Annotated in this window: 15 protein-coding genes and 1 pseudogene; 10 read left to right on the top strand and 6 right to left on the bottom strand. The window is 58.4% G+C overall.

Annotated elements, in window-relative coordinates:
* Nucleotides 1–113: 113 nt before the first annotated feature.
* Complete coding sequence (locus tag KQ933_RS25905) at nucleotides 114–581, top strand: hypothetical protein (protein ID WP_216760657.1); 468 nt, start codon at nucleotides 114–116, stop codon at nucleotides 579–581.
* Nucleotides 582–1,082: 501 nt separating this feature from the next.
* On the opposite strand, the gene KQ933_RS25900 is transcribed toward KQ933_RS25905, so the two are convergent.
* Genes KQ933_RS25900 through KQ933_RS25890 form a run of 3 tightly spaced genes read right to left on the bottom strand, consistent with a single transcriptional unit; the run spans nucleotide 1,083 to nucleotide 3,801 of the window.
* Nucleotides 1,083–2,021, bottom strand: a complete 939-nt coding sequence (locus KQ933_RS25900) for a DUF2950 family protein (protein ID WP_216760656.1) — start codon at nucleotides 2,019–2,021, stop codon at nucleotides 1,083–1,085.
* A gap of 29 nt (nucleotides 2,022–2,050) precedes the next feature.
* A complete protein-coding gene (locus KQ933_RS25895; RefSeq protein ID WP_216760815.1) occupies nucleotides 2,051–3,445 on the bottom strand; it encodes a DUF3300 domain-containing protein in 1,395 nt (464 codons plus the stop codon).
* A 41-nt stretch (nucleotides 3,446–3,486) separates the two neighbouring features.
* Nucleotides 3,487–3,801 carry a hypothetical protein gene (locus KQ933_RS25890; RefSeq protein WP_216760655.1) on the bottom strand — a complete coding sequence of 105 codons (315 nt, stop codon included), beginning with the start codon at nucleotides 3,799–3,801 and terminating at the stop codon, nucleotides 3,487–3,489.
* 325 nt (nucleotides 3,802–4,126) lie between these two features.
* Here KQ933_RS25890 and KQ933_RS25885 point away from each other — a divergent pair.
* From KQ933_RS25885 to KQ933_RS25870, 4 genes and pseudogenes are all read left to right on the top strand, one after another.
* A pseudogene (locus tag KQ933_RS25885) lies at nucleotides 4,127–4,237 on the top strand (DUF3302 domain-containing protein); the annotation flags it as partial.
* 63 nt (nucleotides 4,238–4,300) lie between these two features.
* A complete protein-coding gene (locus tag KQ933_RS25880; RefSeq protein WP_216760654.1) occupies nucleotides 4,301–6,016 on the top strand; it encodes a SulP family inorganic anion transporter in 1,716 nt (571 codons plus the stop codon).
* Between the two features lie 20 nt (nucleotides 6,017–6,036).
* Nucleotides 6,037–6,876, top strand: coding sequence for a polyphosphate kinase 2 (gene ppk2 / locus KQ933_RS25875; protein ID WP_216760653.1), 840 nt, complete (start codon nucleotides 6,037–6,039; stop codon nucleotides 6,874–6,876).
* A 33-nt stretch (nucleotides 6,877–6,909) separates the two neighbouring features.
* The gene (locus KQ933_RS25870) at nucleotides 6,910–8,028 is read left to right on the top strand and encodes an AI-2E family transporter (protein ID WP_216760652.1); all 1,119 of its coding nucleotides are present in this window, start codon (nucleotides 6,910–6,912) and stop codon (nucleotides 8,026–8,028) included.
* 12 nt (nucleotides 8,029–8,040) lie between these two features.
* Here the strand turns inward: KQ933_RS25870 and KQ933_RS25865 are convergent, their stop codons facing one another.
* Both KQ933_RS25865 and KQ933_RS25860 read right to left on the bottom strand, forming a co-directional pair.
* The gene (locus KQ933_RS25865; RefSeq protein WP_183732881.1) at nucleotides 8,041–8,277 is read right to left on the bottom strand and encodes a hypothetical protein; all 237 of its coding nucleotides are present in this window, start codon (nucleotides 8,275–8,277) and stop codon (nucleotides 8,041–8,043) included.
* 141 nt (nucleotides 8,278–8,418) lie between these two features.
* Nucleotides 8,419–8,625 (bottom strand): hypothetical protein, encoded by a 207-nt coding sequence (locus KQ933_RS25860; protein ID WP_216760651.1) that lies wholly within the window; start codon nucleotides 8,623–8,625, stop codon nucleotides 8,419–8,421.
* A gap of 447 nt (nucleotides 8,626–9,072) precedes the next feature.
* Here KQ933_RS25860 and KQ933_RS25855 point away from each other — a divergent pair, with 447 nt between their 5' ends.
* From KQ933_RS25855 to KQ933_RS25845, 3 genes are all read left to right on the top strand, one after another.
* The gene (locus KQ933_RS25855; RefSeq protein WP_216760650.1) at nucleotides 9,073–10,296 is read left to right on the top strand and encodes a sensor histidine kinase; all 1,224 of its coding nucleotides are present in this window, start codon (nucleotides 9,073–9,075) and stop codon (nucleotides 10,294–10,296) included.
* Nucleotides 10,286–10,957, top strand: coding sequence for a response regulator transcription factor (locus KQ933_RS25850; protein WP_216760649.1), 672 nt, complete (start codon nucleotides 10,286–10,288; stop codon nucleotides 10,955–10,957). Before KQ933_RS25855 ends, KQ933_RS25850 begins: the two co-directional genes overlap by 11 nt.
* An 85-nt stretch (nucleotides 10,958–11,042) precedes the next feature.
* Complete coding sequence (locus KQ933_RS25845) at nucleotides 11,043–12,821, top strand: hypothetical protein (protein WP_216760648.1); 1,779 nt, start codon at nucleotides 11,043–11,045, stop codon at nucleotides 12,819–12,821.
* Between the two features lie 6 nt (nucleotides 12,822–12,827).
* Here the strand turns inward: KQ933_RS25845 and KQ933_RS25840 are convergent, their stop codons facing one another.
* Entirely contained in the window at nucleotides 12,828–13,793 is a 966-nt protein-coding gene (locus KQ933_RS25840; RefSeq protein WP_216760647.1) for a hypothetical protein, read from the bottom strand.
* 159 nt (nucleotides 13,794–13,952) lie between these two features.
* Here KQ933_RS25840 and KQ933_RS25835 point away from each other — a divergent pair, with 159 nt between their 5' ends.
* Together KQ933_RS25835 and KQ933_RS25830 are read left to right on the top strand one after the other, a co-directional pair.
* On the top strand, nucleotides 13,953–14,597 hold the full coding sequence (locus KQ933_RS25835) for a helix-turn-helix domain-containing protein (RefSeq protein ID WP_216760646.1): 645 nt from the start codon (nucleotides 13,953–13,955) through the stop codon (nucleotides 14,595–14,597).
* 49 nt (nucleotides 14,598–14,646) lie between these two features.
* Nucleotides 14,647–14,994 (top strand): hypothetical protein, encoded by a 348-nt coding sequence (locus tag KQ933_RS25830; RefSeq protein WP_216760645.1) that lies wholly within the window; start codon nucleotides 14,647–14,649, stop codon nucleotides 14,992–14,994.
* Nucleotides 14,995–15,219: the final 225 nt, after the last annotated feature.

The raw sequence follows: 15,219 nt of genomic DNA, 5'->3' as shown, positions 1-15,219 counted from the left end.
GCGGGCCATATGCCGGCGTAAGATACCGTATTCTACCGGATCGGACGTGTATTTTACTGCCTTCGGCTGCCTGCGCGCTCTATCATCGCCCATGCACTCTGGAGGAGACGGCGATGACATCACCTGAGACGTCCACAACCCAATCCATGGCAAGCGCAGAGGAGCTGCGCAAACGTGCTCTGGAACTCCAGCTTCTGGAAATGGAGCGCAACGAAAAGATCAAGGCGCGTGAAGCGAAGAAACATTCGGAATTCGTCGAGGATTTCTTCCGCAAACAGATCGGTGAAACGGAACGCGCCGTCATCAAGCGACTGGTGATGAAAGCCGCTGCAGACGGCAAATACGAGGCGCTGATCTACAGTTTCCCCTCGACCTTCTGCACGGATAGCGGCCGAGCCATCAACAACAACCTTCCTGGATGGCAGAAAACACTGCAGGGAAAGGCAAAGGAACTTCTCGAACTCTTCGAGACGGTCGCCAAGCCTCAAGGCTACGGGCTCAAGGCGATGATCATCAACTTTCCCGATGGCATGCCTGGGGATGTGGGCTTCTTCCTCACCTGGGAGCCGCCTGTCGACTGACCGGCAACGTCGGGCATGAGCGAGGGAATACCGAATTGAGAGCGACCGAGATCGAGTGAACGTTCCCGGTCCGCAACGGCCGTGGGCGCGTTTGCGCCGACGACCTGGACCTCCAGCAGGAGGCCTACCTTTACCGCCAGGATCAGAACTCCATCCGTGTCCGCTTGATGGACGGGCGTTCCGCGCGTCTGACGATCAGATTTCGCGCCGGCCTCGCCCGGACGAAAGGAATATGAGATTCCAGTCGAAGAGGCACGGAACCTCCTGCTCCACGCCGCCGACCATATTATTGCGACAGCGTTCTTCATGATGGCAGAAGCCGAGATTTGGACGCCTTTGGCGCGCGCGCGCCTATGAGGAACTGACGCCGCCGGGACCGAATGGCGAGCGAGGATGATCGGCCGAACCTGCCGCATGGATGGGAGCGAACGTTATTCTAACAGCGCCATGGCCGCTGTCTTGCGCATACCGCCGGCGATACCGGCAGCATGGACTAAGATCCTATTCGCTTACGACGGTCCAGTTGGCATCCGGATTGAAATCCTTGATCGCCGCCGCGCGCGCTTCCGTTTCCGGTCCCAGATCGCGCTGGTAGATGACGCTCGTCCCGTTGACCATAAATGTCTGCACGCCGGTGACCCGATATTTGACCGGCCAGGCGATGAGCGCAAAGCCGCCGGTCATATAACCGTTGATGATATAGCTTTGCTTGCCGCCAAGCACGTTGTCTCCCTGAGACGTCAGGATGCGGTAGCGATAGCCGTAATAGCCCTCCCCGCGTTTGGCGGCGCCGAAGGCAGCTGTCTCGACCAGCGCGCTTGCCGGGCTTTCCTCGGGATAAACGTTCGGATCCCAGTACAAGCCATCGAGCTTGCCTGGACTGCTGATCAATTTCTTTGCGAACTCATAGATGCCGTCGCCATCACGGTCCTCGGATGCAAATTGATACTGGGCCGCGACATATTCATGCATGGTGTCGATGGTGGCGAGTTCGTTTTCGCCAATGCGGCGATTGATGATCTCTTCGAGGCCGCGCTGAGTGTCAAAAGACCATTTGTCGTCCTTGCCCTCGGTCAGCGGAAACGGCAAGGGCCAAAGCCGATCCCCGATCGCAACGATCTTCATGCCTTCTGAATCCCGCAAAACCACCCGCCGCTCGGCGCCTTCGCGGATCAATCCGTAGGCGATCATCGCCTCATTGTTCGAGCGCAGCTTGTCCGGCTTCAAGCCGAGCAACGTGGCAAGATCGTCGATATTGTTCGAGCCCAGCACCGATTTGAGCTTATCGAGCGCAAGCTCAGGACTGTCGAATTTCGGCGATGGCGTTGCCGCCTTGTAGTCAGCAAGATCTGTCTGCTCCTGCGAAAGCACGGGCGGCGCCGGCATTGCGCAAAGTACTGTCGCGAACATAAGCGGAATTACGATCGATTGGCGTCCCATGAGGTTACTCCCTGAGCTGAAAAGAGGTCTCACCGCCGTCTGCCACCGCCACCGCCACCGCGACCGCCACCACCCTGCGGGCGTGGCCGATGCTGTGCGGGGCGAGCTGACTGGCGATTTGCGCCCATGCTCTGCGATCCGCGTTTCGAGGCAACCGCCTCACGACGACCGGACTGGACATTGCCGAGCGCGCTCGGTTGGCGTCCGCGATTATCGGGTCTGGCAGCCATCTGCGGTTTATTGGGCCTATTGACGGATTTCTGCGCAGGCTTGGACGGGCGATTGGCGGCCTTCTGAGGACGTGCCTCGGGCCGGGATGCGGTCGGCCGATTGGCCGCCGCCGGTCGATTTGCTGCCGTTGGCCTAGTTGCCTGCGGTCTGTCCTTTAGGCCCTGAGCCGTGCTCTTGCGGATATCTTCTGCACGCGCCGAATTAGCGCGATTGCCGGGCCGCTGGCTCGCCTGGATGTCGTTGGCCCTGTTGCGCAACTGGTTGCGATTGTCGGCCTGCAAGCCGGACTTGATCGCCGACCGGTCCATCTTCGCAAGCTGGTCCTTGCTGATGTTCAGCTTGCTCCGGTCGACCTTGCTCCAGTCGACGTCGTTCCACTTCATCTTTCCGTTGAAGTTGCGGTCGTTCAGGCAATTGTTGCAGTCAATGTCGATATCGCCATCCCAGCGGCCGCCCCACACGCCCCAGTCGTCCCAGTTGACAATGGCAGCCCAGGTCAACCCGGTGACCGCAGCGGCAAAGAACCCTGCCCCGGGATAATAATAGCTGTCGTAATAATCCGGATAATAGGAGATCGGTTCCGACGCATAGCCCGGTTCGTAGAGCATTTCCGGCGGATATTGCGGGATATAGATCTTCTCCGGATCGGTCGGCCGGATGATGATGTTGTCGTTTTCGGTGACGATCGTCACCTTGTCATCCGTCTTGATGATGTTCTTTTCCACCGCTTCGTCACGAAGCTGCTGGATGGCAATCAAGACATCCTTCTGCTGGTTGGCGAGCGCATCGGCGAGCGACTGCGTCCAATCGAGATCCTCACTCATCATCTTGACGATGTCTGGGTAGTTCAGCAGCGAAACGACGCTGCCGTCCCAATCGCTTTTGGGCTTGAGGTCGGAATTCTTCTTTTTCGCTTCGAGGAAGCGCTGTGCTTCAATGATCTGAAGAGGAAAGAGCGAAGCGGCGGAAATTACCGCGACCAATTCATCCGGATAGAGCGCGATCCGCGCTACGAGCACTTCAAGCTCATCATCGGACAGGAGTGCGGTTGCGGGCTGTTCTGTGCTTGTCTGCGCTGGTGCTGCTGTCGGTGCGGGGGTCTGCGTCTGCGCGCGCATTGGGAGCGCCGGCTGCAACGCAATAATTGCCAGTGCCGACAATCCGCCAAGCAGTTTGCGGGAAATTGCTTTCATCACGCACGGACCTCCCTTGAGTTCTTGAACGACAGATACTGCTACAGAGGCTTCGGGCCAGTCTGCGTTGACCGCCTGAGGACCACAATTTTCGATTGGGCGATGGCCTCCCCCATCTCTTTCAGGAGGGCATCGACGAGACCCGCGTATTCCAGCCGCCGTGCTTCCCTAACCGCCTCCGGTAACCGCTCGACATGCGCGAGCGCCTGTGCCGCAGCCGTGAGATCCTCGCACATGCTGTGAAAGGGTTCGTTTACATAGAAAAGCCGCTGCACCAGCCGCTTCTGATTGGGAAAATAAGTCTCCGCCGTCTCAAGGACGGACAAATATGTCGAACCTTGCTCTCCCGAGACCATCCCCGCCCCCGCCGTCAAACTGCGCCAAGCAGATGCAGAAACTATATATATCAAGCGGATCGGCAGCAGACGTAAAATACGCGATCTTACATTAGCCGGCTTCCAAAAAACCTGGCCAATTCGGTACGCGGAGACCGGAATGGCACCCGTCCCACCGATCCCGCCTTCTTCATTTTCCGCAGGGACGATCTGCTTAAGCGGGTCTGCTGCCGACGCGTGAATAGAGGTTACGCGATGCTACGGGCCTCCGCGCCAAAACGGGCCTAATATCCTGTTGTCGATAGCAATCGAAAGGCTCGGCCGAACCGGCCGGAGGGGAGCAGCCGTGTTTCTTGATTATTTTGCTCTGGGCGTGCCGGTCTTTGTCATCGATACCCTGTTTTACGCAGTGATTGCGATCCACGACATTCCTCATTTCATGGCCAAGCGCCAGTCCCGGCGATGCGAGTGGAATGCCAAGACGCAAATGCGCCAACGGTGAAAGCATAAGGAGCTAGCGGTGATAGGCAGTCTTCCGATGTTGCGAGGCTTGACTGGCTTCAACAGAGGCTGGCTCCGGAGCGATATCCCGGCCGGCCTGTCGATCGCCGCCGTCGGCCTGCCGAGCGCCATCGCCTATCCCGCTATCGCCGGCCTGCCGCCGGAGACCGGCATCTATGCGAGCATCGTCGCGCCGATCGCCTATGCGATTTTCGGGCCTTCCCGGCTGCTGATCGTGGGGCCCGACGCCGCGTCAATGTCGGTGCTGGCGGCTGCAATGGGCACTATCATAGCTGCCGATCCCACGGGCAGCGGCGACCGTGTGGCGATCGCGGCAGCCCTCGCCCTCGGCGTCGGCGTCTGCTATATCGCCGCCAAATTGTTGAGGCTTGGCGTCCTCGCAAACTTTCTTTCCCGCCCCATTCTGGTCGGGTTCTTTGCCGGCGTGTCCCTCTCGATCCTTGTGGGACAGATCGGCCGTTTCACGGGGATGAAGATCGAATCCGATGGGTTGATCCAGCCGCTCGTCGAATTTCTTGCCAAAAGCAGTCTGATCCACTGGCCGTCGCTCATTTTTGGCTTCAGCATGTTCGCGCTGCTGTGGATCCTCCGTTTTTTTCCTTTCAGAATTCCAGGTCCTGTCCTGGTCGTCGTTATCTCGGTCGTTCTTTCCGCGATTTTCGATTTTCGGGGCCAAGGCATTGCCGTCGTTGGGGACATACCGCGCGGACTTCCGAGTTTCTCCCTACCCCCGCTTCATGAGATGCCCCTAGACAAGATCGTCACCGGTTCGGTCGCGATCTTTCTTGTCAGCTTCGGCTCCGGCATTGTGGCGGCGCGCAGCTTCGCGTCGCGGACCGGTGACGAGGTCGATGCAAATCAGGAGTTGGTCGGGCTTGGCGCGGCCAATATAGCGCCCGGGCTTTTCGGTTCGTTTCCGGTCAGCGTATCGGATTCTCGAACCGCCATAAATCTGTCGACGGGCGGCGTGTCGCAGCTCGCAGGACTGGTCTCCGCGGCAGCACTGATCGCGGTGCTGGTTTTCCTCCATGCTGCGTTGCGCATCCTTCCCATTCCCGCGCTCGCCGCAATCCTTGCAATGGCTGCCATCAGCCTGATCGATCTTCCCGAGCTCAGGAAGATCTGGCGCATCAGCCGTATGGAATTCGTCTTCGCGCTGATCGCCATGTGGGGAGCGATCAGCTTCGGTGTCCTCAATGGCGTCATCGTCGCAATTGCCGCAACCTTCGTCTATCTCCTGCGGAAGACCATGTTTCCGCGCGACGGCCTTCTTGGCCGCATCGAGGGACGGCACGGTTTCTTCGATCTCAAGCGCTATCCGGAGGCCCGACCCGTCCCGGGCGCAGCCGTCTTCGCGGTGCAGGGCAGCATCCTGTTCTACAATGCTGATTACGTTCGCATCCGGCTGACATCGGTGGCAAAGGAGCTTCCCGCGGATACCAAATGTCTGGTGCTCGATGCCAGCGCCATCACACAAATCGACAGCACCGGCGCGACCGCGCTCGAGGCCGTCGCCGAAATCCTCGTGAATCGAAACATCATCTTCGCCTTTGCCGATCTCAGCGACGAAAGCCGGGTCATTCTCGAACGGGCCGGAGTCATCAAGATGGTCGGCGCCGAGAATATTTTTAACGGCAGAGAAGAAGCCCTGCGGACACTGATCGGCGATATCGACCAGATCGGTAGTGCCACGCCGGCGAGCAGTGCACTTTAGTGATAGAAGGAGGGAGAACCATGGACGAGAATTACAAGCCGAAGCAGGCCACCGGCGATGAGAGCCGCGGCAAGGATAAAAAGAAAAAGAAATCATGGGATTATGAGAAAGAAGTCGGCCGGCTGCAGGTCGAAATCGCTCATCTGCAGGCCTGGGTGAAGAAAGCCGGCGCAAGAATCGTCATCATCTTCGAGGGACGCGATGCCGCCGGAAAGGGAGGAATGATCAAGCGGATAACGGAAAAGGTCAGTCCGCGTGTCTTCCGCGTCGTGGCGCTGCCTGCGCCGACAGATCGGGAGAAATCGCAGAGCTATATGCAGCGTTACATCGCTCACCTGCCGGCGGCCGGCGAGGTCGTGATATTCGACCGCAGCTGGTATAATCGGGCGGGCGTCGATCGTGTCATGGGCTTCTGCAGCGATAAGAAAGCGCGGCGTTTTCTGGAGCTCGCGCCCCGCTTTGAAGCGGCCATCGTCGAAAGCGGCGTCATTCTGCTCAAATATTTCCTGACCGTCAGCGAGGAAGAACAGGAGCGGCGCTTCAGGCGGCGGATCGACGATCCGGTGCGGCAGTGGAAGCTCAGCCCCATGGATCTCGAATCCTATCAGCGCTGGTGGGATTATACGCGCGCCTATGACGAGATGCTGCGGATGACCGACACCAACCATGCACCATGGTGGATCGTGCCTTCGGACGACAAGAAGCGCGCGCGGATCAACTGCATCTCGCATATCCTGCAGTCCATTCCCTATGAGCGGGTGAAGTTTGACGAGCCCGATCTCGGAAAACGTCAGAAGCGTCCGGCCGACTTCATAGAGGATAGCAGCATCCGCCATATCGTGCCCGACATGACGTCGTAAGCACTGCCGGCCTGGAACGTGGCGGATATAACAATGGAGCAGATAGCCGATACGCCGGCGCGGAAAACCGATGCGGGCCAGATTTCGATAGAGGCGAGAGTAAGTGATCTGGTCCGGTTGGGCATCATCGGGCTTTTCGCCTACTGGACGATGGTTCTGATCGCGCCCTTCGCACTGATCGTCATCTGGTCGGCGATCCTCGCAGTGGCGCTGTTTCCGATGTTCCAGACTCTCTTGCGACTGATTGGAAACAGGCCGGTGATTGCGGCTGTTATCATCGTCGTCGGCTGCCTTGTGCTGATTATCGCACCGCTCGCACTCGTTGCGGTCAATTTTGCCGATGCGGTGCAGGCACTGATCGGCAAGTTGTGGACGGGAAACTTCACGCTACCCACAGCACCGGCCGCCATCAAGGAATGGCCTGTCGTCGGCGAGCGTGTCCATGACACCTGGAACCAGATTGCGGGCGATCTGGCCTCCACCATCATCAAGTTTCAGGCGCCGATCCGTGAGGTCATGGGTGTTGTCGTCGCAAAGCTCGCCTCGATCGGCGGCGGCGTCTTGAGCTTCGTCGCTTCGATCATACTCTCCGGGCTGTTTCTCACGTGGTCCGTGCGCCTGGCTGCGGCAATACAGGTGCTGGCGAGCCGGATCGCCGGCGAAAGGGGTGTCGGTTTTGCCCGGTTGGCAGGAACCACGGTGCGGAATGTTTCGCGAGGCGTGATCGGCGTTGCCTTCCTGCAGACCCTGCTCTGCGGAGTGTGCTTTGCCTTCTTTGACATTCCGGCACGCGGTGCCCTGACCTTTGCGGTCTTCATGCTTTGCGTGATGCAACTGGGTCCTGGGCTCGTGCTGCTGCCGGTCGTCATCTGGGCGTGGTTCTCCTGGCCATTCGCGACTGCCTTTATCTTTACCTGCCTTGCGGTGCCGATCACCGTCGTGGACAATATTCTGAAGCCCGTCCTGATGGCGAAAGGCCTCTCGACGCCGATGCCGGTTATTCTGATCGGCGTCATCGGCGGCACGCTCTCTCACGGGCTCCTGGGTTTGTTTCTTGGGCCGGTCGTCCTCAGCGTCTTCTACGAGTTGCTGAGAGCCTGGGCCTGGCCGCCGGCGACCTCAAATGGATCCGAAGCGGAACACATCGGATAGGTATCGGCAAGCTCATCGGCTGGTGCAGTAGACGACAACTTCCTGCTCTATTTCGCGGCAGAGCTGCTCATATTCTGTAATCAGCTTATCTTCCCTCGGTCTTTGAATCCGAAATCTGTCCAACGCATCGACGGCAAGATCATAGGCCTCGAACATCTCACCGAGTGTCTCGTTGGTTATCTCCGCTAGAAGATGACGGATATCGGGAAGCCGCAACATCAGTTTTCTGCGACCGCGTTCTAGGCTCATGGATCGCTCCGTATTCAAAGCACGTCTGCAATTGATACGAAGGCAGAAAGAGGTCGGAATGTTCCCGACCTAGCAAATATATGGTCCGATGTGAGAGCGAAAACTGTCGGGATCCGGCTGACGAGGCATTCGCAGTCCCTTTCAATGAAGATCGGACGGATCACATCGCTGAATTTGCCATGCGCGCCAATGGGTCGGGTGAATGTCAAGCATCTCGCCGGTCATGGCGTTGGCCCATCCGCCGGGCAGACGTTGGCAAGGAAAGACCAGGGCATGGGTACCTTCGTCGTCGATGACGGCGAGTTCTATGTCCTCTTCGAACGGAGCTTCAGCGACCAAGCGCCACATCACCGAACCCTCCCCGACGATGCACCGGCGTCGACCGGCAAGATGCTATCGTTTCGGCGTGCCAGTCACTCGTCCGGCATGGTTTTTCCTGCCTGTACGTCTGCGGATGTTGCATTTCGCCATGTCCTGCCTTGGCGTTGCACCAGCGATCGCGAGCCCTCCTCGCAGTGAACCAGCTCTCTCAAATAGCCATATACCCACGACGTCTCAGACTAGCGGAACAACGAGCCAGAGGCATTGAGTCGGATCAATGGAGGTGAGGCCGGGCCAAGGCGCTGGCTCGCTGGGCCTTCAGCAGGCCCGGTTGTAGGAGAAGACCAATAGAGTCTACGCGATATTACACCGATCCCCCATCCAAAGATGGTAAACTCGCGCCATTGTTGAGGAGGCCGTCGAGGCACTAGCGTCGAGGCACTGGATTGCTTCTCAAGGGCGGAGGAGACCACCATGTCCACCAAGATGGAGTCGCCGCATGCTACCGAATTCAGTTCCCCTGTCTCAAGCCTGGCGGCACGAACCTCGTTCATCGGAACGCGAATAGCACGGCGCGAACCCGTGCGTGCTGCGTCCAAGGGTGATAACCGGCCACAGGCGAACTGGATTCGGCAGCTCTATGAACACATACCGGACGCAGTGTTCTTCATGACCGGCAACAATAGAATTTCAGCCTGTAACAGGGCTGCGGTGGTCCTGTTCGGTTATGAGGAAGATGAATTGCTCGACCGCAAGATCGACCTCGTCTGGTCCGCGACGCCGGATGTCAAACTCAGGGGACGCTGGGCGGACCAGGGCGCGGCACGCGCCGGCCTAGCAACGACCAAGAGGGGCGTCCAGTTTCCAACTACGCTGACCATCATCCGAGAACAGGGCGAAAAAGAAACCTTCGCTGCGGCGATCTTTGAGGACTTCCGAACAGAGCGCGAGACATTGCAGCAGGTTCAGGAGCTTCAGTGTGAGCTGGCGCGTCTCGCAAGAGTAGCCGCGCTTGGAGAAATGACAACGACGCTGGCTCACGAACTGTCTCAGCCGCTCTCCTTGATCGCCGCTTACTCCGAGGGGTGCGGGCGCCTCATGACGAACGACCGCCGCCGGCACGGCGCGGAGCTTCGTGAAGCCTTGTCGGAAATTACACAGCACGCCTTGTGGGCGGGAACGATCGTCCAGAACATCAGGGAATTTGCAAAGCGCGGCACCGGCGAGAAACAACTGGAGGCGATGCACGCGTTGATCCACAAAGCGACGGCGCTTGGGCTTGCCGGATCACCCCGGAAAGGCCTTCACACCGATTTGCAACTCGAAGCAGAGCGGGACATCGTAGTCGCAGACCGTGTCCAGATCGTCCAGGTGCTGATGAACCTTCTTCACAATGCCGTGGACGCGACCGACGGCGTCGAGCGGCCGACGATCGCGATCCACTCGAGGACCGATGATTGCTCGCATCTGGTTGTCGACGTGTCCGATAATGGTTGCGGAATTGCCGTCGAGATCGAAGAGGCGCTGTTTCGTCCCTTCGTCACTAGTAAACCGCGCGGACTTGGCATGGGCCTGGCATTGTCCAAGCGTATCATTGAAGCGCATGGAGGCCGCATAAGCGCGCGCAAGGGAACACAGGGAGGCTCCATCCTCTCGTTTTCGCTGCCGCTGGCGGAGACCACAATCAATGGCGAATGACCTTACGATCCATCTCGTCGACGACGAAGAGTCGCTCCGGCGATCTCTGACGTTTCTGCTGGTGTCGGCCGGCTTTGCCGTTCGTGCACATAGCTGTGCGAAAGCCTTTCTGGAACTTCTGCCGCTGTCGGGGCGAAGTTGCCTTGTTACCGATCTATGCATGCCCGATATCAACGGCATCGAATTGCTTGAGCGGTTAAGGCGTGTCAGCACGGACGTGCCGGCGATCGTCATTACCGGTCAGGGCGATATCGCCGCCGCGGTTCAGGCGATGAAGGCGGGAGCATCCGATTTTCTGGAAAAACCGCTGAAGGAAGAAGCGCTGATCTCGGCCATTAACGGAGCAATGAGGCAAAGGCGGTGCGGCAGCGCCGTGGCCGATTGCGAAAGCGTTGCGGCGCGACTTCGTCAGCTCACGGACCGCGAACATCAGGTTCTCTCCGGCGTGCTCGATGGCTTACAGAACAAGATGATCGCCTATCATCTCGGCATCAGCTCGCGCACGGTGGAGGTCCATCGCGCCAATGTGATGGCCAAGATGGGCGCGCGCAATCTGGCAGAGCTCATGCGCATGGCCATTGCCATCGATGCGGCGCAACCGCTTGAAACCGCAAAGGCTTCGCCGATCGGCAGCTGGTCAGCTTATATTCGACAAGCCTAAAGCAGAACTTGCAACCCCAGGCTTGTGAGGTATGATGCGTTAGAAGTAACTTAAATAATTGCGTGATCTTGTCGTAGGGGCGATCATGAGAAGCGCAAAGATCAATGCTTTCAGTAGTCTTGGGCCAACAGCTGACGAAATCAGCCGGCAGGTCGAACGAATTCTCACAAGCGAGGAATTTCACGCACCGAAACGCGGGCGGAATTTCCTGGCATTCGTCGTCAATGAGACACTCGCCGGCCGATCGGACTTCCTGAAGGCATTTACGATAGCAAATGTGGTTTTTGGCCGGGAAGCTTCGTTCGACCCGCAGAACGATCCGGTTGTTCGAATCGAGGCCGGCCGAATACGAAAGGCGCTCGAGCGTTACTATCTCGTCGCAGGCCAGAGGGACGACATCGTCATCACTGTGCCCAAGGGTGGATATGTCCCGCATTTCGAATATGCGCGGGAGGCGCCGGCCCCGGCAGATCCCGCCGAAGTCTCGGATAATGCGCAAAATGCCGAACACGAAGATCAAGATCATTCGCTTCAGGAAACACGTCGTCCGGGGTTGGCCACCCTTATCGGTCTCGGAACTGCGCTGGCCGTCGTCGTCGCTCTTCTTCTTCTCGCTCTCACGTCCGCATTGTCCTTGCGTGATACTCCAACCGCAACGATGCCGCAGGGATCTCCCAAGCCAAAGGTGATCATCGAATTTTTTGCCGAAAGCAGCCCCGCTGACGCCGGTTCGGATATCGCGCGTGGTCTCAGGGACGACATTATCGGGCAGCTCGCCCAGTTCGATGACATCGTCGTGGTCGCCGATCCGCTGCGTGGTGAACACGCCACCGGTACCAACTACGCATTGCAGGGCAATGTCCAGCTCGATGGAAGCAGGCTGCGTGCCGTTGCCAGGCTGGTCCGCCAACTGGATGGAGCGGTCATCTGGGCCGATAATTTCGATGCGGATCTTCAAGATCAAAACGAGCTTGCGATTCAAAGCAATATCGCCCGGTTAATCGCCAATGCTGTCGCGCAGCCCTATGGCGCCCTCTTCCAAACCGACGCGGATATGGTAGCGCGACCGGCGCAGAGGGGAAACCAGAGTGCTTATGCCTGTACACTCGCCTATTCCAACTACCGCCAGACCATGACTGTGCAAAGTCTCAGTGCAGCACGCGAATGCCTGCAACAGGCGACCCAGCGCTTTCCCAATGACGCGGTGTCCTGGGCGCTGCTGTCCATGGCCTATCTCGACGAAATCAGATTCCGTTACACGCTCGGCACGTCATCGTCGACCCAGCCTCTCGCACTGGCGAGCGCTGCGGTGGAGCGGGCAACATCACTCGCACCGGACAATCCCCGCGTGCTGCAAGCGCAGATGCAGGTGAGCTTCTTCAGGGGAGATATTGACAAGGCCCTGAAGGCAGGCACCGCAGCCTACGATGCAGACCCTGATGATGTAGAACTCGCAGGCGAATACGGTTTTCGACTGGCGATGTCGGGGAAATGGCAATCGGGCTGCGAGTTGCTGTCGGTCGCCCTCAACAAGGGTGTCGGCACCAGAGGTTATTACGAGGTCGGCATGGCTTTGTGCGCATTCATGAAAGGAGATATCGGAAAGGCCGAGCAGTGGTCGAGACGGTCCGATCTCGACAATAATCCCATGCACCGCCTTGTGCTGCTATCCATTCTCGGAGCGGCCGGAAAGACTGATGAAGCCATGCTGGAACAGGATTGGCTCAAAATCCACGCGCCGGCTTTGATGACGAATATCCGTCAGGAAGTGTCGCTCCGCCTGCAGCGGCCGGAGGACCAGGAACGGTTCCTGAACGGGCTGCGCGCCTCAGGACTGGTCGTCGACCCCGTGTCGGCAAGATAAGATAAGCTATGGATCGGTGCCCGTGCCGTTCAGCCTCTGGCTGTTCGAAACCTCCATCGCGATCTGTGCGGCGATCTCGTCCTCAACATCGAGAATGGTCTGGCCGCGCAGGTCTCGATCATATTGATTTGCCCAGATAACCGTGCCGTCGGCGTCGTTTATCAGGCGGACATGCAGATGAAGGATCATGCCCTCGACGAGGGCGCTTCCCTGCAGGTTGAAAAGCGAACCGGTCGTTTCCGTCCTGGAACGGCCTGGAGCGAGCACGACAAGGTTTTCCACCTTCATCAGCTTTGCAATCAGCTGATCGGCCAATCCCTTCACGAAATCAGCTCCCTGCACGGTACCGCCGAGAGCGGCGAAGGGTTCGACAACAATCCTGATCTTGCTCGTCAATGATGATGTGGCAGGGGCCGGCAACGGTTTTGGTGGGGAGAGATAGGTTTCCAGCGGACGGACAAGGGCGAGTATAGCCACGACCCCGAACAGCGCGGGGATGCCGATCGGCAACAGGAGATCTCGATAACTCGCCGGCCGCTCCCGCCCGAGGGGGCGCCGCTTGTTCTCGCGGTTCTGCAGAACGGAGATTTCGCCCGCATCCGGACTGTCTTCCCCACGGGAAAAGTGCGGCGCATAGCCTCCTTTGGGGACGGTAATCCGGATCGGGTCACCGCGTCCGCAGACGAGGTAGTATCGTTCGAGCGCGCGACGGATCCGCCCCGCTTCGATGCGGACGACCGGATCACTCTGCGCATCGAAGGAGGCATCGCGGCCAAAAACCGCCTGTGCAATCGTATAGGCCTTAAGCTGCTCGCTGCGCCCTTCAAGCGTCTCTTCAACGATATATTGCAGGAAGCGGCGTCCGCGCTCAGGGACAAGGAATTCCGGACTGGCGAGTATAAGGTCAAGTTGTGCACGCACGCTTGCAGAGTCTTGAAATGCGCGACTGTCCCCTTCCTCTTCCGATGCCATCGAGACCTCCCGCGATATTCTCGTATCGCTCTCATCAAGGGGAATAGCTTTATACACCTGTCGATGGTCCCGGGCCTCCGTAACAATACGTAAGGGGTATCTCGAATACCGGGTCAGGCCGCGATTGCCTATTCTGCGATACGGATGGGGGCGACGCATATGCTTCAAGACCACGCGATGGTAAAGCAGACGATAGTTCCGGGGTACCGCTATGGCGCGACTGCTGGGACGGCCAAGGATCAGTCGATCAAGCTCAAGGCCGACGAGACGATCTATAGCGAAGGCGAATATGCACTTGCGATCTATCAGGTCGAAGCGGGTGCGGTGCGCATCTATCGCCTGACGGCCAGCGGGCAGCGATACATCCTGTCTTTCTGCGGCAAGGGTGAGTGGTTCGGTCTGGAAACGGGCAATGTTCGAACCGATTTCGCAGAAGCCGTATGCGAGACCTGTATCAGGCCCTTTCGCGCCAATCGGGACGCACTCGTCCCCATAGACCTTCTCCACATTGCGCTGACGAGCCTCGCAAAGGCACAGCACAAACAACTCGTCATCACCGAGCAAAGCGCACTGAAGCGCGTTGCCGCCTTTGTCTACGAAATGGCCGATCGTCATCCAGGAAGCTGCGAATTCGATATGATGATGTCGCGCAGCGATATCGCCGACTATCTCGGACTGACGGTCGAAACCGTCGCCCGCTGCTTCACGAAACTCCGCGGAAAGCGCATCCTCTGCCTGAACGGTAAACTGCAACGCATTGTTCGTCTTCTTGACCGCGATGCACTCATCGCAATGACGATCTAGCGGCAGCGGATTTCGGAAGAACTAATCGTGCAAAAGGAGGGATTGAGCAATGAAGTACGCATTCGGCCGAATATCGAACGGATTGACCAAAACGCTTCTTGCAAGTCTGGTCTCGCTAGCGGGGCTTCCACTCACCGCGCTCCAGGCGCAGGACGATCCGTTCGATCAATTTCCATTGCTCATCCAGTGCAAGTACAAAGACACCTATCATGCCTTCTTCATATCGCGCATCTCGCAGGACGGTGTCGCGACCTATGTGGCATCTGAGCGGATGGCCGGCACGATCACCCTGGACGGCCACGCGAAGGCAACCGGAGGCGCGGAGGGCGGCAGCTGCGTCGGCAAGACCTTGGCAGAGCTTCGTGCATCTCACCAGGCCTATGACCTGAAACGTTAGCGCCCTCCATGTGAAGCGGTTCACAGCTCGATCATTTCAGTTCCCCACCATCGTGACCGGCACGATAAGGACTGAGATGCGGAATGCATTCGGTTTTGCGGCGCCTTCGCCGTCATCATCTTTCTCTGTCTCAGCTACGGAGAAATGCCGGGAAGCTTCATATTTCGTGGGCTTCGAATGAACGAGCATATGAAAGTCGTCGAACTCAAAAATGCCCCTCGCCTG

The sequence above is a fragment of the Rhizobium sp. WYJ-E13 genome (assembly GCF_018987265.1).
GTDB lineage: Bacteria > Pseudomonadota > Alphaproteobacteria > Rhizobiales > Rhizobiaceae > Rhizobium.
This window is presented reverse-complemented; position numbering and strand designations above follow the sequence as displayed.